This window comes from Spirillospora sp. NBC_01491 (assembly GCF_036227065.1).
Taxonomy (GTDB): Bacteria; Actinomycetota; Actinomycetes; order Streptosporangiales; family Streptosporangiaceae; genus Spirillospora; species Spirillospora xylanilytica.
Genome location: NZ_CP109432.1, coordinates 7,980,633 through 8,003,773 on the forward strand (window position 1 = coordinate 7,980,633; position 23,141 = coordinate 8,003,773).

Annotated in this window: 27 protein-coding genes; 14 read left to right on the forward strand and 13 right to left on the reverse strand. The window is 75.2% G+C overall.

From position 1 onward, the window contains the following. Positions 1 to 21 precede the first annotated feature (21 nt). Positions 22 to 864: an LLM class flavin-dependent oxidoreductase gene (locus tag OHA34_RS37045; RefSeq protein ID WP_285936636.1), complete on the forward strand. Its 843-nt coding sequence runs from the start codon at positions 22 to 24 to the stop codon at positions 862 to 864. A 48-nt stretch (positions 865 to 912) separates the two neighbouring features. Continuing rightward, positions 913 to 1,536 carry a hypothetical protein gene (locus OHA34_RS37050; RefSeq protein ID WP_329520195.1) on the forward strand — a complete coding sequence of 208 codons (624 nt, stop codon included), beginning with the start codon at positions 913 to 915 and terminating at the stop codon, positions 1,534 to 1,536. A gap of 92 nt (positions 1,537 to 1,628) precedes the next feature. Here the strand turns inward: OHA34_RS37050 and OHA34_RS37055 are convergent, their stop codons facing one another. The 4 genes from OHA34_RS37055 to OHA34_RS37070 are packed head-to-tail and all read right to left on the reverse strand — an operon-like array spanning position 1,629 to position 4,896. Then, positions 1,629 to 2,183 carry a Clp protease N-terminal domain-containing protein gene (locus OHA34_RS37055; RefSeq protein ID WP_329520196.1) on the reverse strand — a complete coding sequence of 185 codons (555 nt, stop codon included), beginning with the start codon at positions 2,181 to 2,183 and terminating at the stop codon, positions 1,629 to 1,631. A gap of 4 nt (positions 2,184 to 2,187) precedes the next feature. Continuing rightward, the gene (locus OHA34_RS37060) at positions 2,188 to 2,421 is read right to left on the reverse strand and encodes a helix-turn-helix domain-containing protein (RefSeq protein WP_285936633.1); all 234 of its coding nucleotides are present in this window, start codon (positions 2,419 to 2,421) and stop codon (positions 2,188 to 2,190) included. Between the two features lie 58 nt (positions 2,422 to 2,479). After that, the gene (locus OHA34_RS37065; RefSeq protein WP_285936632.1) at positions 2,480 to 3,499 is read right to left on the reverse strand and encodes a CNNM domain-containing protein; all 1,020 of its coding nucleotides are present in this window, start codon (positions 3,497 to 3,499) and stop codon (positions 2,480 to 2,482) included. Further along, positions 3,496 to 4,896 (reverse strand): hemolysin family protein, encoded by a 1,401-nt coding sequence (locus tag OHA34_RS37070; protein WP_285936631.1) that lies wholly within the window; start codon positions 4,894 to 4,896, stop codon positions 3,496 to 3,498. Before OHA34_RS37070 ends, OHA34_RS37065 begins: the two co-directional genes overlap by 4 nt. Before the next feature lie 254 nt (positions 4,897 to 5,150). Between OHA34_RS37070 and OHA34_RS37075 the strand changes: the two genes are divergently transcribed. From OHA34_RS37075 to OHA34_RS37090, 4 genes are read left to right on the forward strand one after another with little or no spacing between them, the layout of a single operon-like run. Continuing rightward, a complete protein-coding gene (locus tag OHA34_RS37075) occupies positions 5,151 to 6,113 on the forward strand; it encodes an MBL fold metallo-hydrolase (RefSeq protein ID WP_285936630.1) in 963 nt (320 codons plus the stop codon). Between the two features lie 2 nt (positions 6,114 to 6,115). Continuing rightward, on the forward strand, positions 6,116 to 7,687 hold the full coding sequence (locus OHA34_RS37080) for an FAD-dependent monooxygenase (protein ID WP_285936629.1): 1,572 nt from the start codon (positions 6,116 to 6,118) through the stop codon (positions 7,685 to 7,687). 31 nt (positions 7,688 to 7,718) lie between these two features. Further along, entirely contained in the window at positions 7,719 to 8,108 is a 390-nt protein-coding gene (locus OHA34_RS37085) for a hypothetical protein (RefSeq protein WP_285936628.1), read from the forward strand. A gap of 35 nt (positions 8,109 to 8,143) precedes the next feature. After that, complete coding sequence (locus tag OHA34_RS37090; protein ID WP_329520197.1) at positions 8,144 to 9,556, forward strand: DUF4132 domain-containing protein; 1,413 nt, start codon at positions 8,144 to 8,146, stop codon at positions 9,554 to 9,556. 11 nt (positions 9,557 to 9,567) lie between these two features. Here OHA34_RS37090 and OHA34_RS37095 read toward each other — a convergent pair whose 3' ends face one another. Next, on the reverse strand, positions 9,568 to 10,758 hold the full coding sequence (locus OHA34_RS37095) for a hypothetical protein (protein WP_329520198.1): 1,191 nt from the start codon (positions 10,756 to 10,758) through the stop codon (positions 9,568 to 9,570). A 54-nt stretch (positions 10,759 to 10,812) separates the two neighbouring features. Between OHA34_RS37095 and OHA34_RS37100 the strand changes: the two genes are divergently transcribed. After that, complete coding sequence (locus OHA34_RS37100) at positions 10,813 to 11,163, forward strand: hypothetical protein (protein ID WP_329520199.1); 351 nt, start codon at positions 10,813 to 10,815, stop codon at positions 11,161 to 11,163. Positions 11,164 to 11,168: 5 nt separating this feature from the next. Here the strand turns inward: OHA34_RS37100 and OHA34_RS37105 are convergent, their stop codons facing one another. Next, complete coding sequence (locus tag OHA34_RS37105) at positions 11,169 to 12,002, reverse strand: DMT family transporter (protein WP_329520200.1); 834 nt, start codon at positions 12,000 to 12,002, stop codon at positions 11,169 to 11,171. Between the two features lie 176 nt (positions 12,003 to 12,178). Here OHA34_RS37105 and OHA34_RS37110 point away from each other — a divergent pair, with 176 nt between their 5' ends. The 3 genes from OHA34_RS37110 (at position 12,179) to OHA34_RS37120 (ending at position 14,585) form a co-directional block, all read left to right on the forward strand. After that, complete coding sequence (locus OHA34_RS37110) at positions 12,179 to 13,186, forward strand: hypothetical protein (protein WP_285936622.1); 1,008 nt, start codon at positions 12,179 to 12,181, stop codon at positions 13,184 to 13,186. A 146-nt stretch (positions 13,187 to 13,332) separates the two neighbouring features. Next, the gene (locus OHA34_RS37115) at positions 13,333 to 13,701 is read left to right on the forward strand and encodes a BlaI/MecI/CopY family transcriptional regulator (protein ID WP_285936620.1); all 369 of its coding nucleotides are present in this window, start codon (positions 13,333 to 13,335) and stop codon (positions 13,699 to 13,701) included. Then, positions 13,698 to 14,585, forward strand: a complete 888-nt coding sequence (locus tag OHA34_RS37120) for a M56 family metallopeptidase (protein WP_285936619.1) — start codon at positions 13,698 to 13,700, stop codon at positions 14,583 to 14,585. The genes OHA34_RS37115 and OHA34_RS37120 overlap by 4 nt, the downstream gene beginning before the upstream one ends. 69 nt (positions 14,586 to 14,654) lie before the next feature. Here OHA34_RS37120 and OHA34_RS37125 read toward each other — a convergent pair whose 3' ends face one another. Both OHA34_RS37125 and OHA34_RS37130 read right to left on the reverse strand, forming a co-directional pair. Next, positions 14,655 to 14,984 carry a histone-like nucleoid-structuring protein Lsr2 gene (locus OHA34_RS37125; RefSeq protein WP_285936618.1) on the reverse strand — a complete coding sequence of 110 codons (330 nt, stop codon included), beginning with the start codon at positions 14,982 to 14,984 and terminating at the stop codon, positions 14,655 to 14,657. Between the two features lie 15 nt (positions 14,985 to 14,999). Beyond that, entirely contained in the window at positions 15,000 to 15,359 is a 360-nt protein-coding gene (locus tag OHA34_RS37130) for a histone-like nucleoid-structuring protein Lsr2 (RefSeq protein ID WP_285936617.1), read from the reverse strand. Positions 15,360 to 16,201: 842 nt separating this feature from the next. Here OHA34_RS37130 and OHA34_RS37135 point away from each other — a divergent pair. After that, positions 16,202 to 17,359: a DUF2637 domain-containing protein gene (locus tag OHA34_RS37135; RefSeq protein ID WP_329520201.1), complete on the forward strand. Its 1,158-nt coding sequence runs from the start codon at positions 16,202 to 16,204 to the stop codon at positions 17,357 to 17,359. 36 nt (positions 17,360 to 17,395) lie between these two features. Here OHA34_RS37135 and OHA34_RS37140 read toward each other — a convergent pair whose 3' ends face one another. From OHA34_RS37140 to OHA34_RS37150, 3 genes are all read right to left on the reverse strand, one after another. Next, positions 17,396 to 17,923 (reverse strand): hypothetical protein, encoded by a 528-nt coding sequence (locus OHA34_RS37140; protein ID WP_329520202.1) that lies wholly within the window; start codon positions 17,921 to 17,923, stop codon positions 17,396 to 17,398. A gap of 8 nt (positions 17,924 to 17,931) precedes the next feature. After that, positions 17,932 to 18,657, reverse strand: coding sequence for a 2OG-Fe(II) oxygenase (locus OHA34_RS37145; RefSeq protein ID WP_329520203.1), 726 nt, complete (start codon positions 18,655 to 18,657; stop codon positions 17,932 to 17,934). A 65-nt stretch (positions 18,658 to 18,722) separates the two neighbouring features. Continuing rightward, positions 18,723 to 19,157, reverse strand: a complete 435-nt coding sequence (locus tag OHA34_RS37150) for an SRPBCC family protein (RefSeq protein ID WP_329520204.1) — start codon at positions 19,155 to 19,157, stop codon at positions 18,723 to 18,725. 51 nt (positions 19,158 to 19,208) lie between these two features. On the opposite strand from OHA34_RS37150, the gene OHA34_RS37155 reads away from it, so the two are divergent. From OHA34_RS37155 to OHA34_RS37165, 3 genes are all read left to right on the forward strand, one after another. Then, on the forward strand, positions 19,209 to 19,796 hold the full coding sequence (locus OHA34_RS37155; RefSeq protein WP_329520205.1) for a TetR/AcrR family transcriptional regulator: 588 nt from the start codon (positions 19,209 to 19,211) through the stop codon (positions 19,794 to 19,796). Between the two features lie 163 nt (positions 19,797 to 19,959). Then, complete coding sequence (locus tag OHA34_RS37160; protein ID WP_329520206.1) at positions 19,960 to 20,910, forward strand: NAD(P)-dependent oxidoreductase; 951 nt, start codon at positions 19,960 to 19,962, stop codon at positions 20,908 to 20,910. Between the two features lie 77 nt (positions 20,911 to 20,987). Next, on the forward strand, positions 20,988 to 21,311 hold the full coding sequence (locus tag OHA34_RS37165; protein WP_285936610.1) for a nuclear transport factor 2 family protein: 324 nt from the start codon (positions 20,988 to 20,990) through the stop codon (positions 21,309 to 21,311). Positions 21,312 to 21,337: 26 nt separating this feature from the next. Here the strand turns inward: OHA34_RS37165 and OHA34_RS37170 are convergent, their stop codons facing one another. Both OHA34_RS37170 and OHA34_RS37175 read right to left on the reverse strand, forming a co-directional pair. Beyond that, positions 21,338 to 22,114, reverse strand: coding sequence for a crotonase/enoyl-CoA hydratase family protein (locus OHA34_RS37170; RefSeq protein WP_329520207.1), 777 nt, complete (start codon positions 22,112 to 22,114; stop codon positions 21,338 to 21,340). A gap of 99 nt (positions 22,115 to 22,213) precedes the next feature. Further along, positions 22,214 to 23,116: a universal stress protein gene (locus tag OHA34_RS37175; protein WP_285936608.1), complete on the reverse strand. Its 903-nt coding sequence runs from the start codon at positions 23,114 to 23,116 to the stop codon at positions 22,214 to 22,216. Positions 23,117 to 23,141: the final 25 nt, after the last annotated feature.

The window sequence follows — 23,141 nt, forward strand, 5'->3', positions numbered from 1 at the left end:
GTCCCCGACAAGGAGGTCCCCATGTCCGACCGCCCGTTCCGTTTCGGGGTGATGGCCGGCGGCGCCCGCGACGGCGCCGCCTGGGCCGCGCTCGCCCGCCATGCCGAGGACCTCGGCTACGCCACGTTCCTCACCGCCGACACCGTCGCGACCCCGGCGCCCGCGATCGCGCTCGCCGCCGCTGCCGCCGCCACGACCACGCTGCGCGTCGGCACCTTCGTGCTGTCCGCCGCGGCCCGCCCGGTGAACCTGGTGGCCTGGGAGGCCGCCTCGCTCGCCTTCGCCACCGGCGACCGCTTCGAGCTCGGCGTCGGCGCCGGGCGGCCGGGCGGCGAGGCCGACGCCGAGCTGCTCGGCGTCCCGTACGGCGGCGCCGCCGAGCGCGTCGCCCGGGTGGGGCGGGTGATCGACGCGGTCGCCGCCCCGCCGCCGGGGGCCTTCGCCGGGACGGGGCGCCCGCCGCGCGTGCTCGTCGCCGCGTCCCGGCCCCGGATGCTCGAACTCGCCGCCGCCCGCGCCGACACGGTCGCCTTCGGCGTCCCGCCGCTCACCGGCGAGGCCGGCCTGGCCCGGCTGGTGCGGACCGTCCGGGACGCGGCGGGCGAGCGGTTCGGCCGGGTCGAGCTGTGCACCAGCGTGCACGTGGTCGGCGACGAGGTGCCGGACTGGCTGGCCGCCCGGATGGGCGTCGGCTTCGCGGAGCTGGCGGAGGCCGGCTCGATCGCGCTGCTGGCCGGGACGCCCCGGGAGATGGCCGACCGGCTGGAGCGCAGGCGCGATGAGCTGGGCATCTCCTACGTCACGGTCCCGTCGGCGTTCGCCGGGCGCCTCGCCCCGGTCGTTGAGCGACTCGCCGGGCGCTGATGGCGCGAGTTGGCCCGGGCGCGCGGGCCGATGTCATATCGTGCCCGGATGCGCACGGACGGTGATGACGACGGAGCGTCCGATCCTCGCGGCCTCCCGCCGGCCGGCTACCTGCGTTCCGCTCCCAGACCGGCCGGGCGCCGCAGGGGCCGCAGGCTCCTGCTCGGAACCGGCCTGACACTGGTCGCCGGGGCCTTCGGTCTGGGCGTGAGCTGGGCGGCGTCCCGGACCGCGCCGGTGCCTCCCGCCGCCACCCCGAGCGTCGCCGAGGCGACCGCGTCGCCGGAGCAGCGAGGGCCGACGGCCGCGCCCCGGCGGGTTCGCCCGATGCCGGCCGGCCCGGTGCCGACCGGCTCGGGGCCGACCGGCTCGGGACCGGCGCGAGGGAACGCCCCGGCGCGGGCCGTCCCGTCCACGAGGGCGCCCACCCGGGTGCCCGCCACCGGGCGCCGCTCGCCGCCGGCGAGCCGGGCCCAGCCGCGTCACCGCCCGCGGCACCGTCCGGTGCCCCGTGCTCCCCGGCCCCGGCAGCATCCGCCGCGCGAGACCGCGGCCCGTCCGCCCGCGCAGGCACCCGGCTGGATCGGCCCGGAATGCCGCCGGCGCTTCCCCGGCGACCCCGGCCGGAGGGGCGCGTGCGTCGCGGCCCTCACCCGGCAGCTCGGCGGATGACCGCGGGAGCTCCCCCTCCCCGAGTGATTTCGCGGCACCACGCGGCCCCGAGCATGCCCGGGGCCGCCCGGTCCGGCGCTGGGGAGGGCGGGTCAGGCGGCGTTGGCGGTGGTCAGTCGGGTGACGTCGGCGCGGAGCCCGGCCACGTCCACGCCCGCCTCGGCCAGCAGCCGGACGGACAGGAAGCCAGGGTCGTGCAGCAGCCCGAGCAGGACGTGCCCGCTGCCGATATGCCGGTGCTTGAGCCGGAGCGCGTGCCGCAGGCTTAGCTCCAGCGACTTCTTGGCGTCGGAGGTGAAGGGCGTGTGGCCCTTGCGTCCGGGACGGGACCCGGCGGGGGTGTCGAGCGCGCCCTCGCCGAAGCTGTCCTCGGCGGCCTCCCGCACGGCCTCCAGGTCGATGCCGATGGCCTTCAGTGCCGCGGGGTCGAGCGGGTCGCCGCCGCGCCCCCGGGTACGGGCCAGGTGGACGCGCAGCCCGGCGGCGTCCACGCCCCGGCCGCTCAGCGCGCGGGCGGCCGGACCGGAGCCCTCCAGCAGTGCGAGCAGGACGTGCTCGGTGCCGATGTGCCGGTCGCCGAGCTCGCGGGACACGTGCTGGGCACCGGTGACCGCGTTCCGGGCGTCGGTGGTGAAGCGTTCGAACATCGCGCTACCGCTCCTTCTTGAGGATCCGCCGGCCGCCGCCGTGCTTCTTGTGGACGGCCTGCCTGCTCACACCGAGGCAGACCGCGATCTCCTGCCAGGACCAGCCCCGGTCGCGGGCGCGGGCGACCTGGAGGGCCTCCAGCCGCTCGGCCAGCTCCCGCAGCGCCCGCACGGCCCGCAGCCCGACCGCGGGATCCTGGCTGCCCGCCTCCTGGGCGAGCGTCACTCCATCGCTCATGGTGTCAATATAAGTTGACACGGCGAGCGTGTCAACAATGGTTGACGCCAATGGGTGGTCAGGCCGGGGTGAGCAGGGTGGTCAGCAGGTCGTCCAGGCTGATCAGTCCGGCGGGACGGCCGTCGGTGCCCTGCACCAGGCCGAGATGGCTGTGGTGGGCGCGCAGCGTCGTCACCGCGTCGCCGACCGGCGCGCCGATCGGCAGCGTCGGGACCGGGTGCGCGAGCGCCCCGGCCGGCGTCCGGCGGTCCCGGGCGCGGGCCAGGTAGGCGTCCCGGACGTGCACCATCCGCGCCGGGCCGCCGTTCCCGGGACCGCGCAGCATCATCCGGGTGCGGCCGGTCCGCGCGGCGGTGTCGATCACCTCCTGCGGGGTCGCCGACGCCGCGACCGAGACGATGTCGCCGAGCGGGATCACCAGATCGGCGAGCGGCGCGCGCGGCGCGTCCAGCGCGGCGGTGAGCAGGTTGAGATCGGTCTCCTCGATCAGCCCGAGCCGCCGCGACTCCACCGCGAGCAGCCGGAGCTGCTCAGGGGTCCGCGACACCTGGGCCGAGTCGCGCGGATGCACCCCCACCATGCGCAGCAGCAGGTTGGTGGTCGAGTTCAGCGCCGCCAGCAGGGGCCGGACGACGGCGGTGAACGCGCGGAACGGCGGCGCCAGGATCATCGCCGACCGCTCCGGCCGGGCGATCGCCCACGACTTGGGCGCCATCTCCCCGACCACCATGTGCAGGAACGTCACCAGCGCCAGCGCCAGCACGAAGGCCACCGCGTGCGCCCCGGCGCCGGGCAGCCCGACCGCGTGGAACGCCGGCGCCAGCGTCTCGGCGATCACCGGCTCGGAGACCAGGCCGAGGCCGAGCGAGCACATCGTGATGCCGAGCTGCGCCCCGGCCAGCATCAGCGACAGCTCGCCGATCCCGGCCACCGCGGACGCCGCCGCCCGGCTGCCCTCGGCGGCGGCCCGCTCCAGCCGGGGCCGCTTGGCCGCCACCAGCGCGAACTCCGAGGCGACGAAGAATCCGTTGCCCGCCAGCAGCGCCAGCGTGAGCGGCGCCCCCACCGACAGGTTCACCTCCCGTTCCCCGCGCCGCCGGAGCCGCTCCCGGCAGAGCCGCTCCCGCCGGAGCCGCTCCCGCTGGAGCCGTCGCCGTCCGGCTCGTCGTCCTCGACGGTGCGGATCCTGATCAGCTCGGGCACGTGCCGGTGCACCGACAGCACCTCCACCACGGCCCTGCGCGCCGGCTCGTCCAGCCGGGCCGGGGCCAGGTCCACCGCGACCACGTCGCCCGGCTCGGCGACCCGGCCGAGCCGCTGGAGCAGCAGCCCGGCCACCGTCTCGTAGTCGCCCTCGGGGAGCGAGATCCCGGTCTCGTGCGCGACCTCGTCCATCCGCAGCCCCGCGTCGGTGGTCCACCACTCGCCCCGGCGGATCGCCAGGTCCTCGCCCGCCTCGTTCTCGTCGGTGATCTCACCGACCAGCTCCTCGGCGACGTCCTCCCAGGTGACGAGTCCGGCGAAGCCGCCGTACTCGTCCACCACCAGGGCCAGCGGCACCCCGCCGGACTGGAGCCGCGCCACCACGTCCGGCAGCGGCAGCGTGGACGGCAGCAGCGTCGCCGTCCGGGCGATCTCCCGCACCAGGGTGCTCTCGGCCACCTCGGGGGTGAGCAGCACCAGCTCGTCCAGCCCGACCACGCCGATCACGTCGTCGACGCCCGCGCCGACCACCGGGTACCGGGAGTGGCCGCTCGCGGTGATGACCTCGCTCAGCGCGCTCGCGGGGGAGTCGGCGGCGACCGTCACCACGTCGACGCGCGGCACCATCACCTCCTCGGCGGTGCGCTCGGAGAACACCAGCGCCCGCTCCAGCAGGTCGGCGTGCCCGGCCTGGAGCTCCTCGCCGGACTCGCCGATGATGAGCCCGAGCTCCTCCAGCGTCGCGCCGTGGTGCAGCTCCTCCACCGGCTCGATCCCGGCGGCCCGCAGCAGCCGGTTCGCCGACGCGTCGAACATCCTGATCAGCGGCGCGGTCACCGTCATGTACACCAGCGTGGACGAGGCCAGCGCGCGGGCCATCGACTCGGCCTTGACCAGCGCCAGGTTCTTGGGGAACAGCTCGCCGAACACCATCTGGACGACGGTGGCCAGCGCGAACCCGAGCGTGACCGCGATCCCGCCCGCCGCGCCGCCCGGCACCCCGGCCGCGCGCAGCGGCGGGGCGATCAGGTCGGCCAGTGCGGGCTTGGCGATGAACCCCACCACCAGGGCCGTCACGGTGATGCCGAGCTGCGCGCCCGACAGCATGAACGACAACCGCTCCATCACCCGCACCGCGCGGGCGGCGCCGCGGTCGCCGCCCCGGGCCTGCTCGTCCAGGGCGAGCCGGTCGGCGGTGACGAAGGCGAACTCCTGCGCGACGAAGTAGCCGGTCGCGGCGGTCAGCAGCAGGACGGCCACCAGGCCCAGCACCGCGTTCACCGCGGTCGCGGCCCGGCGGTCGTCCGGGCGCCGCGATGGTCGTTCGGGGTGTCCCCGGGCACGATTCTCCTTCCGCGCGGTCCCGCCGCGCGCACGGGTGCGCTCCCTACCTTCCCACCCAAGATCCTTCCTACCCCGGAACCCGGGAGAGCCTGCGCGCCCGCGCCAGACCTGGATCGTCCCGCCCGGCGATGCTCCAATGGGAGGGGACGGCGGCGCCGCCGCGTCCACGATCAAGGGGGACGATGATGTCCAGACCGTTCGCGTCGTCCGCCGACCTGGCCGACAAGCCGAAGACCCTGGAGGTCCTCGCCGACGGGGTCTACGCGCTCACCGCCGAGGGCGACCCGAACATCGGGGCCGTCGAGGGCGAGGACTTCCTGGTCTGCTTCGAGGCGCTGGCGACCCCGGCGGCGGCCCGCGACTGGCTGGCGGTGCTGCGCGCGCACACCGACAAGCCGATCCGCTACCTGGTGCTGTCGCACTACCACGCGGTACGGACCCTCGGCGCGAGCGCGTTCGGCGCCCCGGTGATCATCGCGCACGACCGGACCCGGGCGCTCGTCGAGGAGCGCGGTGCGCAGGACTGGGAGTCCGAGCACGCGCGGATGCCCCGGCTGTTCAAGCGGCCCGAGACGATCCCCGGCCTGACCCGGCCGACCCTGACGTTCTCCGACACCCTCACCATCGACCTCGGCGGCGACCGCGGCGACCTCGACCTGGCCTACTGCGGGCGCGGCCACACCGAGGGCGACATCGTGGCCTGGCTGCCCCGGCACCGGGTGCTGTTCGCCGGCGACCTGGTGGAGACCGAGGCCGCCCTCTACACCGGCGACGCCTTCCACCGCGACTGGGCCGCCGGGACGCTCGACCGCGTCGGCGCGTTCGGCGCCGAGACCCTCGTCGGCGGGCGCGGCGCCGTCGCGCACGGGCGGGACGCGGTCGGCGCCGCCGTCGCGCAGACCCGCGACTTCCTCGAGGTGATGATCCGCGAGGTGCGCGGCGTCCGCGCGCGGGGCGGCGCGCTCAAGGACGCCTTCGCCGCCGTGCACGCCGCGCTCGCCCCCGGCTACGGCGGCTGGCCCATCTTCGAGCACTGCCTGCCGTTCGACGTCTCCCGCCTCTGGGACGAGCTCGACGGCGTCGAACGGCCCCGGATCTGGACCGCCGAACGCGACCGGCGGGTCTGGGCCGAGTTGCAGGACTGAGCATGGACGGGGCGAGGACCGCCGCGCCGGTCGTGGTGATCGGCGCTGGCCCGGTCGGGCAGACCGCCGCGCTGCTGCTGGCCCGCTGGGGCGTGCGGGTACTCGTGCTGGAACAGCTCCCGGCCCGCGACCCGGTCGGATCCCGGTCGATCTGCCAGCAGCGCGACGTCCTGGACATCTGGGCCGCCGTCGGCGCGCACGCCATCGCCGACGAGGGCCTGGCCTGGACCACCGCCCGCACCTACCACCGCGAGCGCGAGCTGTTCTCGTGGCGGTTCGCGGGCCCCGGCACGCTGCCGCCGTGCGTCAACCTCTCCCAGACCCGCACCGAGGAGATCCTCGACGAGCGCGTCGCCGCCAACCCCCTCATCGAGGTCCGCCGGGGCCGCGAGGTCACCGGACTGGCCCAGGACGTCGACGGCGTCACGGTGCGCTGCCGGACGGGCGAGACATACCGTGCGTCGTACGTGGTCGCGTGCTCGGGGGCGCGGCCCGGCATCCGCGGCGCGCTCGGCGTCCGCTTCCCGGGGGAGAGCTTCGACGACCGGTTCCTGATCGTCGACCTCCGCGCCGACCTGCCCGGCTGGGAGCACGAGCGCCGCTTCTACTTCGACCCGCCCTGGAACCCGGGCCGGCAGGTGCTGATCCACCCCTGCCCCGGCTCGCGGTACCGCATCGACTGGCAGGTGCCGCCCGGCTTCTCCCTCGCCGACGAGCGCGCCGACGGCGGCCTCGACCGGCGGATCCGGCAGGTCATCGGGAACCGCCCGTACCAGACGGACTGGAGCTCGGTCTACCGCTTCCACTCCCGCGTCGCCGAGCGGATGCGCACCGGCCGGGTGCTGCTCGCGGGCGACGCCGCCCACCTGTTCGCCCCGTTCGGCGCGCGCGGCCTCAACTCCGGGGTGGCCGACGCCGAGAACGCCGCCTGGAAGATCGCGTTCGTGCTGCGCGGCTGGGCGCCGCCCGCGCTGCTGGAGTCCTACCACGCCGAACGGCACGCGGCGGCGCTGGAGAACCTGGAGGTCACGGCGGCGACGATGCGGTTCCTCGTGCCGCGGACCGGGGCCGAGCGGGCCCGGCGGCGGACCGTGCTGGAACGGGCCGCCGCCGACCCCGCCGCCGCCGGCGACATCGACTCCGGACGCTTCGCCGAGCCGTTCTGGTACACCGCGTCGCCGCTGACCACCCCCGAGCCCACCCGCCCGCCCACCGGCCGCCCGGCCAGGGGCGCGCTCATGCCGGCCGCCCCCGGTGTGATCGTCCCGGACGCGCCGCTGCGGGTCCCGGGCCGCCTCGGTGTCACCCGGCTGCGGCGGCTGCTGCGCGACGGCTTCACCCTCCTCCTCGCGTCCGGCGGGTTCGCCCCCGCCGCCGACGTGCCGCTGAACGTCCTGAACGCGTCCGACCTCGACCCGTCGGGCGAACTGGCCTCGGCGATCGGCCTGCGGCCCGGCGAGGGCTGGCTGATCAGGCCCGACGCGCACCTGGCCGCGATCCTGCCCGGCCCGGCGCCGGACGCGGTGACCGCCGCCCTCCGCACCGCGCTCGGTTCCACCGGACCCACTGGCTGAGTGTCGGAGGCGTCCTCTACCGTCTCCGTCCATGGGCACCTTGACGATCAGCGACCAGCGGGGGGCGTCCCCGGCACGGGAGACGATGGGCCTCCCGGACGTCCCCACCCGCCTCACCCTGCGCGAGCTGATCACGCTGCGGGTCAGAGAGGAGGTCGCGCGGTTCAACGCGGGCCGCACCGCCGACGTCAGCCCCCTGGTCGAGCCGCCCGCGGCCGAACGGGCACTGCGGCGCGGCCTGCCGCGCACCGGGCCGGTCGCATGGGAGCCGCATGCCGAGGCCGCCTGCCGCGCCTTCACCCGCAACGGCTTCTTCGTCCTGGTCGGGGGCTGCCAGCTCGACGGGCTCGACGACGAGATCGACCTGGCCGGCGACCCCGACGTGGTCTTCATCAAGCTCGTCCAGCTGGTCGGCGGATGACACCGCGCGAACCGGTCCCGGCCCCGCGGCGCTCCATGCCCACCTTCGGCCTCGACCGCACCGGCCGACTCGACCGCGACCTCGGCGACGGCGTCACCGCCACCATCACCGTCGCCCCACCTGGCACCGTGACCGTCAACCACTCCACCACCGCCGAGCGACCGCCGGACCCCGGTCGACCCGTCGGGCGGTCCTCGCTTCGCTGCGGTCCGTTCGACTCCGATTCTCCTGGGGGGCGACCCCCAGACCCTCGTCAGGTCGTCGGGCGGTCCTCGCTTCGCTCCGGTCCGTTCGACTGGGACTTCCTCGTCCGGCATGTGACCGCGGCCCTAAACAGGGAGCGGGCCGCCTTCGAGGCGATGCTGCCGGCCGGTCACCGCTGGCCGCTCGCGCGGTGGCGGGACGAGATCCTGGCGCATCCGCTGTCCGCCGCGGTCGCCTGCGGGCTCGTCTGGGAGGTCGAGACAGGGGAGGGGGCCACCCTCACCGGGCTTCCCGCACGGGACGGCGACGGCTGGGCGCTGACCACCGTCGACGGCACTCGCGTGGCCCTGGCCGGCGGGGCGACGGCGCGGCTCTGGCACCCGGTCGACGCCGGGTCGGACGAGGTCCGCGCTTGGCGTGCCGCGCTGGGCGCCGACCCGGCCAGGCAGCCGTTCGACCAGGTGTTCCGGTCCGTGCACCTGATCGCACCGGCCGAGCGCGAGACCCGCTCGTACTCCAACCGCTTCGCCGCCCACCTGCTGAGCGAGCCGGCGCTGGGGCCGCTGGTCCGTGCCGGCCGCTGGGCCTGGACCTCCGACGGCCGCGCCGAGTCGTGGATCGAACGCGACGAGCTCTCCGGCGCGTTCGCCGACGGCGGCTGGCAGGCCCGCTTCTACGTCGACGAGATCGAGGACGGCCACTTCGCCACCGACCAGGTCCGCTTCTACCGGCGAGAGGACGCCGACTGGCACCACGTGGACCTCGAGACCGTCCCACCGCGCGTCTTCTCCGACGCCATGCGGGACGTCGAGACGTGGGTCGCCGCGTGCTCGGTGGCGGCCGACCCCGGCTGGAGCGACACGGGCGCCGAGCGCCGTCCGGCCGGAGCGTGGCGGGCGGCGGCGTTCGGCGACCTGACCGAGACCGCCGAACGCCGCCGCGAGGTCCTCGCCGGGCTGCTGCCGGGGCTGCGCGCCGCCGACCGGATGGAGCTGACCGACCGGTTCCTGCGGGTGCGCGGGACGTTGCGCACCTACGACATCCACCTCGGTTCGGGGAACATCCGGATGCGGCCCGACGACACGTACCTGTGCGTGGTCGCCTCCCGGAGCCGCGACGACCCCGGGTTCCTGCCGTCCGACGGCGACCGGAGGCTCTCGCTGATCCTGTCGAAGGCGCTGCTGCTCGCCGACGACGCGGCGATCACCGACCCCACGATCACCGCCCAGCTCCGCCGCCGCTGACCGATGGGCGGTCACTCCCCGCGCAGCTCCACGGCCCGCACGCGGCAGCGCTCGGCCTCCTCGGGACGGCCCTGCACCCGGTGCAGGAGCATCAGCGCGAAACCCGCCTCGGAGTGCCCGGCGGCGAGCCAGCGCTCCAGTTCGGCGCGGACGTCGGCGCCGTCGTCCGGGCCGTCCAGCAGCTTGGTGTAGCGATCCATGCAGCGGTAGAGCATCCGGTCCTTCGCGAGCAGGACCGCGCGGGTCGCCCAGCGGCGTGCCGCCTGCCCGCTGAGCCGCTTGGCCAGGCGCAGCGCGGGCAGCGACACGTGCTCGGGACCGTCGCCGCCCTCAGCCGCCAGTTCGGCCGGGACGGGCCGCGCGGTGGGACGCGCCAGCCAGTCGTCGGCCTCGGCCTCCCGTCCGGTGGCGTCCAGGATCAGGGCCAGGCTGTAGACGGCCTCCGGGTCCCCGGCCTCGGCCGCCTCCCGGCAGGCGCGTTCCGCCGGCTCCAGATCGACGCCCGCCAGGGGGGACGTCACGGCTTGGACCGCCGACCAGTAGTCCTGCGGTGCCAACTCCACGACGCGCAGCCACTGCCGCGCGGCCCCGCCCGCGGCGTCGCCGAGCGCGAAGGCCAGCAGCGCGCGCCGGGCCCAATGCGCCGCCTCGTCCCGCACGGCGGCCTCGGCGTCCTCGCCCGCGTCCTCGAAGAGGATCCTCGCGTCGAGCATGTCGTCGGCCCCGAACACGTCATCGCCGATGAACTCCGAACGGTAGTCCTCCAGGGCCGTCAGCCGGTCGGTGAGCATGTGGGCCAGCCCCGCCGCGGCGGCCCCGTCGCCGGGTTCCAGCGCCAGGGCGTGCTGGTACCACTGCTCGGCCTCCGTCCACCGCTCGCGCAGCGCGGCCAGCCAGAGCGCCGCCTGCTCGTCGTCGTCGCCGGGCTCCTCGAGCCACACGCCGTCCCGCATGGCCGTATCGCACTGCCGGTGCAGCAGCCCGCCGAGGAGCACCGCCGCGAGGCCGTCGTGGGGGTCCAGATCCAGCGCCCGCCGGAGCCAGCGCTCGCCGTCCGGCGTCGTGTCGGGGCTGATCAGGATCGTCGCGTCCACCTGCACGCAGAGGCGGTGCCCGAGCCTGCGCGCGGCTCCGGGCCGTCCCTCTCGCGCCCACCGCTCCAGCTCGTCGGACGGGACCGTCTCGGTCTTCTCGGCTGCCATGGCGGGGATCATGCCATCCGGCACCGACGGACGGGGCCGCTATGGTCCCCGGGCATGTACAGCTTCTACTTCCTGCACCGGGCGGACATGGTCAACAACAACGGCGACATGGTCAGCCGCTCCTACGTGCTGAACGCGCCGGACGACCTCGCGCGGGCCTTGGCCGAGATCGCCGCCGAGGACGCCGCGGCCGAGTACGGCGCCGACGTCCTCGAACTCCGCGTCTACCAGGACGGACGTCTCGCTCAGACGCGCGATCTGCGCGAGGGGGAGGAACGCGGCGGCCTCATCCGCGCGGACGCCGCCGATGACATCCCCGCGCTGGAGGGAACACCCCTTCCCGCCGGCCACCCCGTGCGGGTGGAGGGAAGACTGCTGCAATACGGCTGCACCTCGAGCGGCTGACCCGTTCAGTGCGCGGTGATGAGGACGACGCCCGCGGCGACGACGCAGGCGGCGGCGACGCGGCGGGCGCCGAGCCGCTCGGAGAAGAACACCGCCCCGATGACCGCGCCCGAGATCACCCCGGTCTCGCGCAGCGCCGCCACCGACGCCAGCGTCCCGCGGGTCTGCGCCCACAGCACGATCCCGTACCCCGCCATCGCGAACACCCCGCCGCCGAGGCCGAGCAGCCACTGTCGCCGGTCCAGCGCGGTGACCAGCCGCCGGCCGCGCATCGCCGCGACGATCGCGACGGTGATTGGGGCCTGCACCGCGAACAGCAGCGTCGTGTACGGCAGCGCGCCCCCGGCCTCGCGGACCCCGACCCCGTCCAGCACCGTGTACGCCGCGATCGACGCGCCGGTCAGCAGCGCCGCGGCGATCGCGCGCGGGTCGCGCCGTCCGCCCGCCGCGAAGGCCAGCACGCCGAGCCCGCCGCAGACCGCCGCCACGCCGGCGAACTGCGGCCACGACAGCCGCTCGCCGAAGAGCGTCGCCGCCACCAGCGCGACCACCAGAGGCGCGCTGCCCCGGGCGAGCGGGTAGACCTGGCTGAAGTCGCCCAGCTCGTACGACTTCAGCAGCAGCCCCATGTAGACCACGTGCACGACGATCGACGCCGTCAGCCACGGCCACGCGCCCGCGTCGGGCAGGCCGGTGAACGGCAGCACGGGCAGGGTCAGCAGCGTCTGCGTCAGCGCGATCACCGCGAACGACACGGCGTGGTCGGCGGCGCCCTTCGCGATGGCGTTCCAGGTGGCGTGCAGGACTCCGGCGAGGATCACGGCGAGTGCGACGGTCATGTCCGGCACTTCACCTGAAACCGGGCGGGACGTCCATGGATTTAGGCGAACTCGAAAGGACGTTCCGCGACCGGTCCCTTGACCGGAGTTCGTGACGTCCCTGGAGCCGGTCCCGTCCGCCGTGATAGGGACGGAGTCACGGGCCGGCGTACACCCCGACAGGTGGGAGGGCACGTGTGAACGACCAGGACCACCCCCGTTTCGTCCTCGACCCCGAACTCCCCGCAGGCGACCGCGAGCTGCTCGAAGGCCGGCCCCCCGAAGGGCTGGTGGCGGCCTGCCTGCCGCCGCCGTCCCCGCCCGCCCTCGGCGCCGCCGCGCTCGCCGGACGCCTCGTCTGGGTCCCGACGTTCGCGTTCTTCTACGGCGTGCTCCCCGGCGGCTGGATCAGGGTGTTCTTCGCCGCGTCGCTCGACGAGGAGGACCTGATGGGCGGCGTCCTGCGGTGGGGCAGGCTGCCGGTGCTGACGATGATGCTCACCCCGGCGGTGCAGATCGCGCTGCTGCTGCTCGGCCAGGTCGAGGCCGCCGCGCTGCTGGCCGCCGCCGGCTTCACCGGCTGGGGGATCGGGGCGCTGCGGCACATGGGCGAGCCCGCCCCGGCCCGCGCCGCCCGCGAGCACCACGGCCGCTACCTGCTGCCCGGCGACTTCGACCGGCCCGCCACCCGCCTCCTGGTCCGGGCGCAGCGCGCGGTCGAGAGCGTCCTCGGCTCCGAGGCGCAGGCCGCCGGCCTGCTCGACGGCGTCAACAACACCGTGGTGCTGCCGCGCGAGGAGTGGGCGATCGCGCGGGCGCTGGCCGAGCACACGCGGCTGCGCCGGGAACGCCGCGCGCAGCAGCCCGAACGGCTCACCCCGGCCGTCCGCGCCCTGCTGAGACCGCAGGACCGCGCCCTGGAGACGTCGGTCCGCTCGGTCACCCGGCGGATCGAGGCGCTGGAGGCGTACGCGCAGCGGGCGCGCGAGGCCGACGACGCCTTCCACGAGTCGCTCGTCCTGCAACGGCTGCCCGAGCAGAACGCCCGCTACCGCGAGCTGCTGGCCGGGACCGCGGGGGACGATCTGGCCGGCGCCGAGATCCAGGGCCTGGCCGACGACGCCCGCCGCGCCGAGACGGCCCTGCGCGACCGCGTCGCCGGCGCCGTGCGCGCGGGCCACGACCTGGAGCTCGCCGCCGACTGACCGGCCGGCCCACCGCCGCGGACGGCGCGCACAGATGGCGGGTCACGGCTGCCGGCGGCCGTTCTACTACGGTTGTAATAGAGGGTCCGGGTAGGGTGGTGCACCCATCGGCGTCCGCCGTCCCCGAATCAGCGAAGGCTGCTCCTGTGGTTCGACGACAGCTCGGCCAACTGGAGGCCGAGGTCCTGGCCGCGCTGGCCGCGGCGGACGGCCATCTGTCCCCCGCCGAGATCCGCGCCCGCCTCGACGGCGAGCCCGCCTACACCACCGTCAACACGGTGCTCTTCCGCCTGTACGACAAGCGGCTGGTCACCCGCGAGCGGCAGGGCCGCTTCTTCACCTACCGGCTCGCGGTCGACGAGTCCCGCCTGGTCGCCGACCGGATGCACGACCACCTCCGCTACGCCAGCGACCCGTCCGGCGTGCTGAGCCGGTTCGTCCAGACGCTCAGCAGCGAGGAGGAACGGCTGCTGCGGTCGATCCTCGGGCGGGACGGCCTGGGACCGGGCGCATGAACTGGATCACATTCCTGCCGGCCGCCGTGACTTTGGCCCTCGCGACCGCGCTCGGGCACGCGGCGCCGCCGCTGCATCCGGCCTGGTCGGCCCGGCTGCTGGTGACCGTCGCGGTGACCACGGTGCTGGCCGTCGCGGGCACGGTGGTGTTCGTCGGCGTCAACTACCTGGCCGGCCTCGCGCCCGGCTTCACCACCTGGCTGCCCGAATGGGCGCTGTTCGGCGACGACCGGCCGCTGCCGAGCGCGGTGGGGCTGCCCGCGCTGACCCTCGCCGCCGGCGGCGCGGTGCTGGTCTGGCGGCTGGTGGCCGGCTGGACGGCTGACCTGCGCTCGGCACGGGCGGCGACGCGGCGCCCGCTGGACACCGACGCCCCGATCGCCCTGGCGGTGCCCGGACGCGGCGGCGGGGTGGTGGTGTCGCGCGGGCTGCTGGCGATGCTCACACCCGAGGAGCTGCGCGTGGTCTTCCAGCACGAGCGCTCGCACCTGCGGCACTCCCACCACCGCTACCTGGCCGCGGGGTCGCTCGCCGCGGCGGTGCTGCCGCTCGGCCGGCTGGACGAGCGGCTGCGCTTCGCCGTCGAGCGCTGGGCCGACGAGGACACCGCCGAGTGCGTCGGCGACCGCGGCCTGGTGGCGCGCACCATCGCGCGGGTGGCGCTCACCCGCCCGCCGGGGGAGTTCCCGGCGTACGGCCCGTTCGCCGGGGTCACGGGCTCGGGCGTCGTGCAGCGGGTCCAGGCCCTGCTCGGGGAGCCGCCCCCCAAGAACACGGTCTCCGGACCGGTCGTGGTGGTCTGCGCGGGCCTGGTCACCAGCGTGCTGGCCTCGACCGCCCTTCAGATCGACAAGGCCCTCGGGCTGACCTTCCCGTTCCTGTGAGCGGGCGCGCGAAGGGGCCGGGTGGACGACCCACCCGGCCCCTCCGTCCAGGGGTATCCCCTGTTCCCGCTAGTGCGCGGCGTCGTACTGCTCGATCACATGGGCGGGAATGCGCCCGCGCTCATTGACCTTGATGCCGTGGTTCTTGGCCCACTCGCGGATCTCGGCCGAGCGCTCGCGGCTGTTGGTCGTGCGCGCGCCCCGGGCGCCCCGGGCGGGGGTCTTGCGGGCCTTGCGCGCGCTGGACACGAACGGGCCGAGTCCCTCACGGAGCTTGGCGGCGTTCTTCTTGCTCAGATCGATCTCGTAAGTGGTGCCATCGAGGGAAAAACTGACCGTCTCATCAGCTTCTCCACCGTCGATGTCGTCGACGAGTAGGACTTCGACCTTCTGTGCCATGCGGGGACTCCCTAGCTATGCGTCCGGCTTGGCGTCCGGATGGGTCTCGATGAATGCAGCATAGACCTCATCGGATATCTTGCCACGTTCGGAGAGTTCGACGCCTTCGTTCAATGCCCACTCCCGGACGTCGCCGTTGGTGTAGCCCTTGATCTTCGCCGTTCGGCCGGACTTACGGCCCTTCCCGGCGGGCTTCACCTCGGCGGCGTTCTCGATGAACGGCGCCAGAGTGTCGAGCATCTCATGTAGACGCTTGTGGTTGTCATCGCTCAAGTCGATCGTGAACGTCCGACCCAAGACTTCGAAGTCTCGCTTTGCGACATCGCTCGCTTCGGAGCCGTCGATGTCGTCCACGCGAATGACCTTCTCGGCCATGTGTACTGTGTCTTCCTTCCCGTGGCCAACGCGGCGACCTTGACCGTAGCGGATTCCGGGCGCTGGTGAGGCCATGGGGCGGCGCGGCCGGCCCGTCCCCGCCCATGCGTTCCGCGCGTCCCGCCGTGCGCGGGCGCCCGGCGCGTTCCCGGGCGAAGTCCGCGGGGCGCGCCGCGGCGCGCGAAATTGACGGCGGACGGCGCCGCCGCCGCCCGCATCGGTGAAGGTGTTCGAGTATGAACCGTTTCGGGTTCGCCTGCCCGATGTCAGGCTCCGATGCCGGTGGCGACGTTTTCGCGGTGCCGTGTTCCGGTTTCCCGTCGTTGCCGCGCCGGGGCGGGCCGGCCGGGCGGACGCGGCGGGCATTGAGTCGCCCGCCGGAGAGAAGCGGGCCCGCCGACTTGCGGTCGCGGGGACAGAACTATGTGCGGCACAATCGGTTGTTGCGTCAGGCGCAGCGGCCCGGTAATCCGGGACGCCCGGCGCGGCCGGAGGGCGGGCGATACCGCCGGATCCCCTCTCCGGATTGTGCCGGACTACTGTTTGACGCGATGTCAGCAGCGCCGGCCCGCCGCCGGGCCCATCGAACCGCCCGGCGCGGCCCGTCGTGCGGTGCGTCGGCGGCGAGGGCCGAATCGGATGCCGATGCCGTATCGATCCGATTCCGGTCCGTCACCACCGGCGGCGCGCCCGCGACCAGGCCGGGTGAACCCACCCTTCGGCGGCTTGGAGGCGGTCACACCGCTCTCTCCAGCATTCTCGTCACCCGAGAGCGGAAGAATCGATAGTCTCGTCTGCTAATCCGCCGACCATACGAATTCAGACTCTGGGAGCAACCCCGTATGACCGTCGCGAACCGGGCACAGGCGATAACCCGCTGGGGCGCCATCGCGCTCATGGCCACCGCGGTTCTGACCGCTACGGCGGGTGGCTTCGCCCAGTCCTACGCCGGGCTGTACCACTGGGCGCTCGAACACGGCCTCAGGGGCTGGAAGGCCGAGTCGTTCCCCCTCCTGGTCGACCTGTTCATCATCGTCGGCGAGCTCGGCCTGTTCCTACTGGCGATCGACGCCTTCGTGCTGCGCCGCAAGCACCTGCTCAGCTGGCTGGACTTCTGCCTGCCGCTGACCATCGCGCTCGCCGGCTGGACCGCGAGCCTCATCTTCAACGTCGGGCACGTCGGCCAGCGGCAGTTCTCCTACCAGGCGACGGCCGCGGTGCCGCCGATCGTGTCGATGCTCGGCCTGTTCGTCCTGCTGCGCACCCTGCACCGCTACGTGTCGATGGACGAGGAGGCCGAGGCGAAGGAGGATGTCGCCGAGCAGCGCGCCATCGCGCCGCCGGTGACGCTGCACCAGGTCACGCTGATGCCGCTGCGGTCCACCGGGCCGTTCCCGCAGGTGCCGCTCCGTCCCGACAAGGCGATCGAGTCCGGACGGCTGAACGGCGCCGCCGCCCAGTCACTGGCCGAGGCCGCCGCCGGGACCGCGCGGGCCAAGTCGCGGGCCGCCGCCAAGGCCGCCCAAGCGGCCCAGGCCGCTCCGGCGGCGCCCACCGCGCCGCCCGAGCCCGAGCCCGTTCCGGCCGCCTCGGCTCCCGCGCCCGTCGCGCCGGCCCCCGGGCCCGCGGTCGTCGCCGCGGCGGCGGCGTCCGGGCTCAACGGCCACGGCGGCCTGGGCGCCACCGCGCTGGACGAGCCGGTCTCCTCGGCGCTGCGCGAGATCAGCCCCGAGAACCTGCGCGCCATCGTGATCGAGATCCTCGAGCGGCACCAGGGCGACGTCGCCGCCACGCTCGCCGACGTCACCGCCGACGGCTACCGCTGCGACGAGGCCGAGATCCGGCGGATCAGCGACAACCACTGGTTCCCGTACGCGGTGTACCGGCTGCTCGCCCGGCACGACGGCGACGGCGAGCTGGTCGCCCAGGAGCTCGCCTCCCGCGGGATCGTCTACGACCAGGCGGCGCTCGACGACCTGGTCACCTCCTGGCGGGTGTGAAGGAGGGCGCCGGCGGGCGGCACCGCGTCGGGCCGATCAGCCGGGGTTCGGGCGGTGCACGATGAGACCGCCGCCGATCCGCCAGGTTCCGCCGTCCGCCGCGGCGCCGCGCAGCCCGTCCAGCGTGCCGGGTCCCGCGAGCGTCACCAGCGCGGCGAGGCCCAGGGACGCCAACCCGTAGGTGCGGTCCGGGTCCCACGCGGTGCTGTGCCGCAGGCGGCGGCTCATCTGGGCCCAGCCCGGCGCGGCGCCCGCCACCACCCACGCGTCGGGCTCGCCCGCGCAGAACCGCCGCGCGGGCCGTAGCCACGACGCGGCGGTCTCCGGCCAGTCGACCACGGCCAGGACGTGCCCGCCCCGGGCGTGCCACGCGGCGCCGAAGGCGTCCGCCGCGCCGCGGGACGCCGCGTCGCGGCCGTGGCCGATGGTGACGGCCTCCATGCGGGGGCGCCGCCGTCCGGCGAGCAGCTCGAGCAGCGTGGCGAGCTCGGCGGCGGTGTGCGGTTCGGGCGCCGGCCCCGTGCCGGTCCCGGCGTGCCGGACCAGCGGTGTTCTCGAGGGCATGTCCCTCCTCAGGACGCGTCGTGCAGGACGAGGCCCAGGGTGCGCCGCCGCCCGGACCGGACCGTGCTGACGCCGTGCCGGACCGGTGCCGCCGACCATCCGCGCGTCGAGCGCACCGGGCGGTCCCGGGTGGTGAAGACGAGCCCGCGGCCCTGCTCCAGGGCCGTGACCGTACCCCGCGACTGGGCCCGTGGACGCTGCTCGACCAGCAGGAACTCGCCGCCGGTGTAGTCCTCACGCGGGACGTCCAGGCCGATCACCACCTGGAGCGGGAACACCAGCTCGCCGTACAGGTCGCGGTGCAGTGCGTTCCAGTCGCCCGCGCCGTAGCGCAGCAGGATCGGGGTCGGCCTGGCCTGCCCGGCGGCGTGGCACATCTCCAGCCATTCGGCGAGGGTGTCCGGCCACGGCGCGGGGCGTCCGAGCTTGGCCGCCCAGTCGCGGGCGATCGGCAGCAGGCGCGGGTAGAACGCCTCCCGCAGCCGCTGGACCGGCTCGGGGAACGGGCGGGCGAAGTAGCGGTACTGGCCCTGCCCGAACCGGTGGCGGGCCATGTCGACCGTTGAGCGGAACCGCCCCGCGTCGTCGTAGAGCGCGGCGATCTCGCGGCACTCGTCCGGGGTGAGGACCGGGGGCGTGAGCGCGCACCCGTGCTCGTTCACCTCGCCTGCGAGCGCGGCCCAGTCGGCCCCCTCGACCCGCTCGCCCGGGTCGGCCGCCATCACGGTGGTCATGGTGTCTCCTTCCGTCTCCATGGAGAACACCGGACGGGCCGCGAACGCTTGGCGGAAATCCGACGTCACGTTCGCGGGGCGCCCGCGGTGGCGGCGAGCCCGGCGACGAGCCGCCGGATGACGCCGCCGAGGAACAGCCGGAAGAACCAGCCGGTGCCGGTGTACCTGGGCCGGAACCGGGAGCGCCAGGAGATGACGGTGCCGTCGCCGTCGGGGGTGAGGAGGAGGTCGGCGCGATAGCCCACCAGTGGCAGGCCGGACAGCAGCACGTACCCGAACCGCCGCCCGGGGACGGCCTCGACGACCTGCTCGCGGCTCTTGACCGTCCCGGTGGTGAACACGCGGATCGCGCCGATGCCCTCGCGCTCGGTCTCGCCGGGCCGTTCCAGCTCGAACGAGCCGAGCGGGGAGCACTCGGGCCAGCGCGCCCCGTCGAGCAGCAGCCGGTACACCGCGCCGGGGTCCGCCGCCGAGCGCGCGGTCACCTCGATCTCCTGCATCCCGCCCTCCTCCGTCAGTCTGTACCGTGTGGTACATGTACCATACGGTACATGATCGAATCGACCCGGCCCGAGGCGAAGGCGGCGCTGCTGGAGCGGGTGGTCGAGCACCTGGCCGAGGCGGGCGTCGGCGACCGCAGCCTGCGCGGCATCGCCGCGGGCGCGGGCACCAGCCACCGCATGCTGATCTACCACTTCGGCTCCAAGGAGCGGCTGCTGGTCGAGGTCGTGCGGGCCGTCGAGCGGCGGCAGCGGACGGCGCTGGCCCGGCTGGAGGAGGAGGTGGCGGGCGAGGCAGGTGAGGCGACCGAGCCGGCCGACGTGGCCCGCGCCTTCTGGCGGCTGCTCAGCGACCCCGCCCTCGCCCCGCACGAACGGCTGTTCTTCGAGCTGTACGGCGCGGCGCTCGCCGGGCGGTCCGGCGCCGCGCCGCTGCTGGACGGGATCGTGGATACCTGGCTGGAGCCCGGCACCGAGCTGGTCGCCCGCGGGCTGCCGCCCGGGGATCCGCGCGCCCGGGCCCGCGCACGTGCGCTGCTGGCCTTCGCGCGCGGAGCGCTGCTCGACCTGCTGGCCACGGGCGAGCGCGCCGAGGTCGACCGGATGGTGGACGAGTTCATCGATCTCGCCTTCCCGTGAGTCTGAAGACGGCTCCGGGGGCTCCAGGGGTACTGCCGGTCGGCGCCGCGCCCATCCCGACGGCCGACGCCCTGGCCGAAACGAACCGAATGTTAGGTTCAGGTGTGTTCGAACGAGAAAGCGACGGGTGCGGGCGCACCGCCGGGCTCGGACCCTGGGGGCAGTGGTGACCGCCGCGCCGAGGGTGCTGTTCCACTTCGCGCCCACCGACGTCCTGCGCGCCCGCCTCGAGCCCCGCCTGGACGGACTCGACGTGCGGTGGTGCGCCGAGCACGACGAGGAGCGCTTCGCCGCGCTGCTGCCCGAGACCGACGCGCTCTGGCACGTGCTGCGCCCGATCACCGCAGCCGACCTGGCCCGCGCCCCGCGGCTCGGGCTGATCCAGAAGCTCGGATCCGGGGTGAACACCATCGACCTGGACCGGGCCCGCGCCGCCGGGATCGCGGTCGCCAACATGCCCGGCGCCAACGCGCCCGCCGTCGCCGAGGCGGCGCTCACGCTGATGCTGGCCGCGCTGCGCCGGGTGGTGCCGCTCGACGCCGCCACCCGGCGCGGCGCGGGCTGGCCGATCGACACCACGCTGCCCGAGCGGGTCGGCGAGATCGGCGGGCGGACGGTTGGCCTGGTCGGCCACGGCGCCATCGCGCGGCGGCTGGAGGCGCCGCTGGTCGCGCTCGGCGCCGCGGTGGTCTGGCACAGCCCGTCCGGGTCCGCCGCCGACCCCGGCTGGCGCCCGCTGGACGCGCTGCTCGCCGAGTCCGACATCGTCTCGCTGCACCTGCCGCTGACGCCGTCCACTGAACGGCTCATCGACGCGCGGCGGCTCGCGCTGATGAGGCCCGGCGCGGTGCTGGTCAACACCTCGCGCGGCGGGGTCGTCGACGAGCCGGCGCTGGTGGAGGCGCTGCGCACCCGGCTCGGCGCCGCCGGGCTGGACGTGTTCGCCGCCGAGCCCATCGACCCGGCCAACCCGCTGCTCGGGCTCGACAACGTGGTGGCGCTCCCGCACGTCGCCTGGCTCACCGCCGAGACCATGGACCGCTGCGTGGACATCGCCGCCGACAACACCCGCCGCCTGGCCTCAGGGGAGCCGCTCCGCAACCTGGTCCCCTGAGGCCGGCCCGTGCCCGACCGGCCCGAGCGCCGCGCGCGAGCGCGCTCGCGCCGCCTGGCTCCCCGCCACAGCCGGACGTGCCCACCGGCGCCGTAGCCACCAGGGCCGTCGTCGAGGAGTTCCTCCGCGTCAGCGCGGGCGGCGACCCCGAGGAGGTCGCCGCGCACCACCGCGTCTTCGGCGACGTCTGCCCGCCCGGCAAGGGCGCGGTGACGGTCGGCGAGATCCTGGTCGACGGGTCCGACGCCGTCCTGACCGGGACGAGCACGCAGCACGTCACGACCACAGGCAGGGAGTTCGCCATGACGTTCGCGCTACACCTCACCGTCGAGAACGGCCTGCTCACACGGCACCACATGTACGAGGACAGCCTCGCGGTCGCCGAGGCGTTCGAGCGGTGACGCGGGCGGGGGCGGGGGCGCCGGCGTCAGGACAGGTCGAACGAGCCGTGCCGGCCCGCGCCGGAGGCGAAGCGCGCCGCCCCGTCGAGGGCGCCCGCGGCGAGCGAGATCTCGCCGTGCCGGAACTCCGACGCCAGCGCGCCGCCCTCGTCCAGAGCGTGCTGGTCCAGCACTGAGGCGCGGTCCTCGCGCAGGCACGTCTGGGGGAACGCGGCGAGGTGCGCGGCGAGCTCCCGCGCAGCCTCCACCGCCCGCCCGGTCGGCACGACCCGGTTGGCGAGGCCGATCCGGTGCGCCTCGTCGGCGTCCACGGGGCGGCCGGTGAGGATGAGGTCCATCGCGCGGCTCTCCCCGATCAGCCGGGGCAGCCGCACCGTGCCGCCGTCGATCAGCGGGACGCCCCACCGGCGGCAGAAGACCCCGAACACCGCGTCCTGCGCCGCGACCCGCAGGTCGGCCCAGATCGCCAGCTCCAGGCCGCCCGCCACCGCGTGGCCCTCGACCGCCGCGATCACCGGCTTGGACAGCCGCATCCGGGTCGGCCCCATCGGGCCGTCGCCGTCCGGCGCGGCCCGGTTGCCCCGGTCGGTGCCGAGGGCCCGGAGGTCGGCGCCCGCGCAGAACGTCCCGCCCGTCCCGTACAGGACGGCCACCGCCGCGTCCGGGTCGGCGTCGAACGCGCGGAAGGCGTCCGCGAGCGCGGCGGCGGTCGGGCCGTCGACGGCGTTGCGGCGCTCGGGACGGTCGATGCCGACCAGGGTGACCGGGCCGTCGCGCTGGACCAGGACCGTCTCGGTGCTCATCGCGTTCGCTCTCCTCGCGTCGGGGGCGTCGACGCACCCTACCCACCGGTGTCGACGCCGACGCGGCGGCTTTGAGGAAGGCCGTGAGGGAGGGGGGCGTCAGGGGCGGGCGCCGATGATGGCGACGGGGCAGCCGCCGTGGCGCAGCACGCCGTGGCCGACCGAGCCCAGCAGCGCCGCGGTGATGGTGCCGCGGCCGCGCGAGCCGAGCACGACCAGGTCGGCGGTCGCCGAGGCGGCCGAGAGCGCGCTCACCGGATGGTCGCGGACGACCGTCTCGGTCACCGCGAGGTCGGGGTGCCGCGTCCGGACGGGGGCGCACGCCGCCTTCAGCGCGGCCCGCGCGCGCTCCTCCACGCCCGCCAGGTCCAGCGGCGACACGATCCGGACGAGCGCGGGCGGGACCCGGTAGGCGTGCACGACGCGCAGCCGCGCCCCGCGCTGCGCGGCGGCCTCGGCGGCGTACCGCAGGGCGTCGAGCGAGGCGTCCGACAGGTCGGTCCCGGCGAGGACCTCGTCGTGCCCGGTCCCGGCGGCCCCGTCGTGGACGCCGCGGACGACGACGAGCGGGCCCGCCGTCCGGCCGGCGAGGAAGGCGGCGGTCGAGCCGACCAGCATCCCGCCGAACCCGCCCGCCCCCTTGTGCCCGACGACCAGGGTGGAGGCCCGCTCCGCCTCGAGTTGCAGCACGTGGAGCGGGGCGCCGTGCAGGACCGCGGAGGTCACCGGGACGTCCGGCTGCCTGGCCTGCGCGACGCGACGCGCCAGCCTCAGCTCCTCCTGCCCCAGCCCGGCCGCCTCGGCCTTCAGCTCGGGCGAGGCGTACTCGTCGTTGAACGGCCAGGTGTCCAGCGCGAACACGATCCGCAGCGGGCGGCGCCATCGCGCCGCCTCGTCGGCCGCCCACGCGACGGCCTCGTCGGCCTCGGGGGAGCCGTCGGTCCCCACCGTCACCGGCGCGGGCGCGCCGTCCGGCCCCTCGGCCTCCATCGGGTCTCCCACCTGGGCAGTCCTAGCCGGGCGGGGC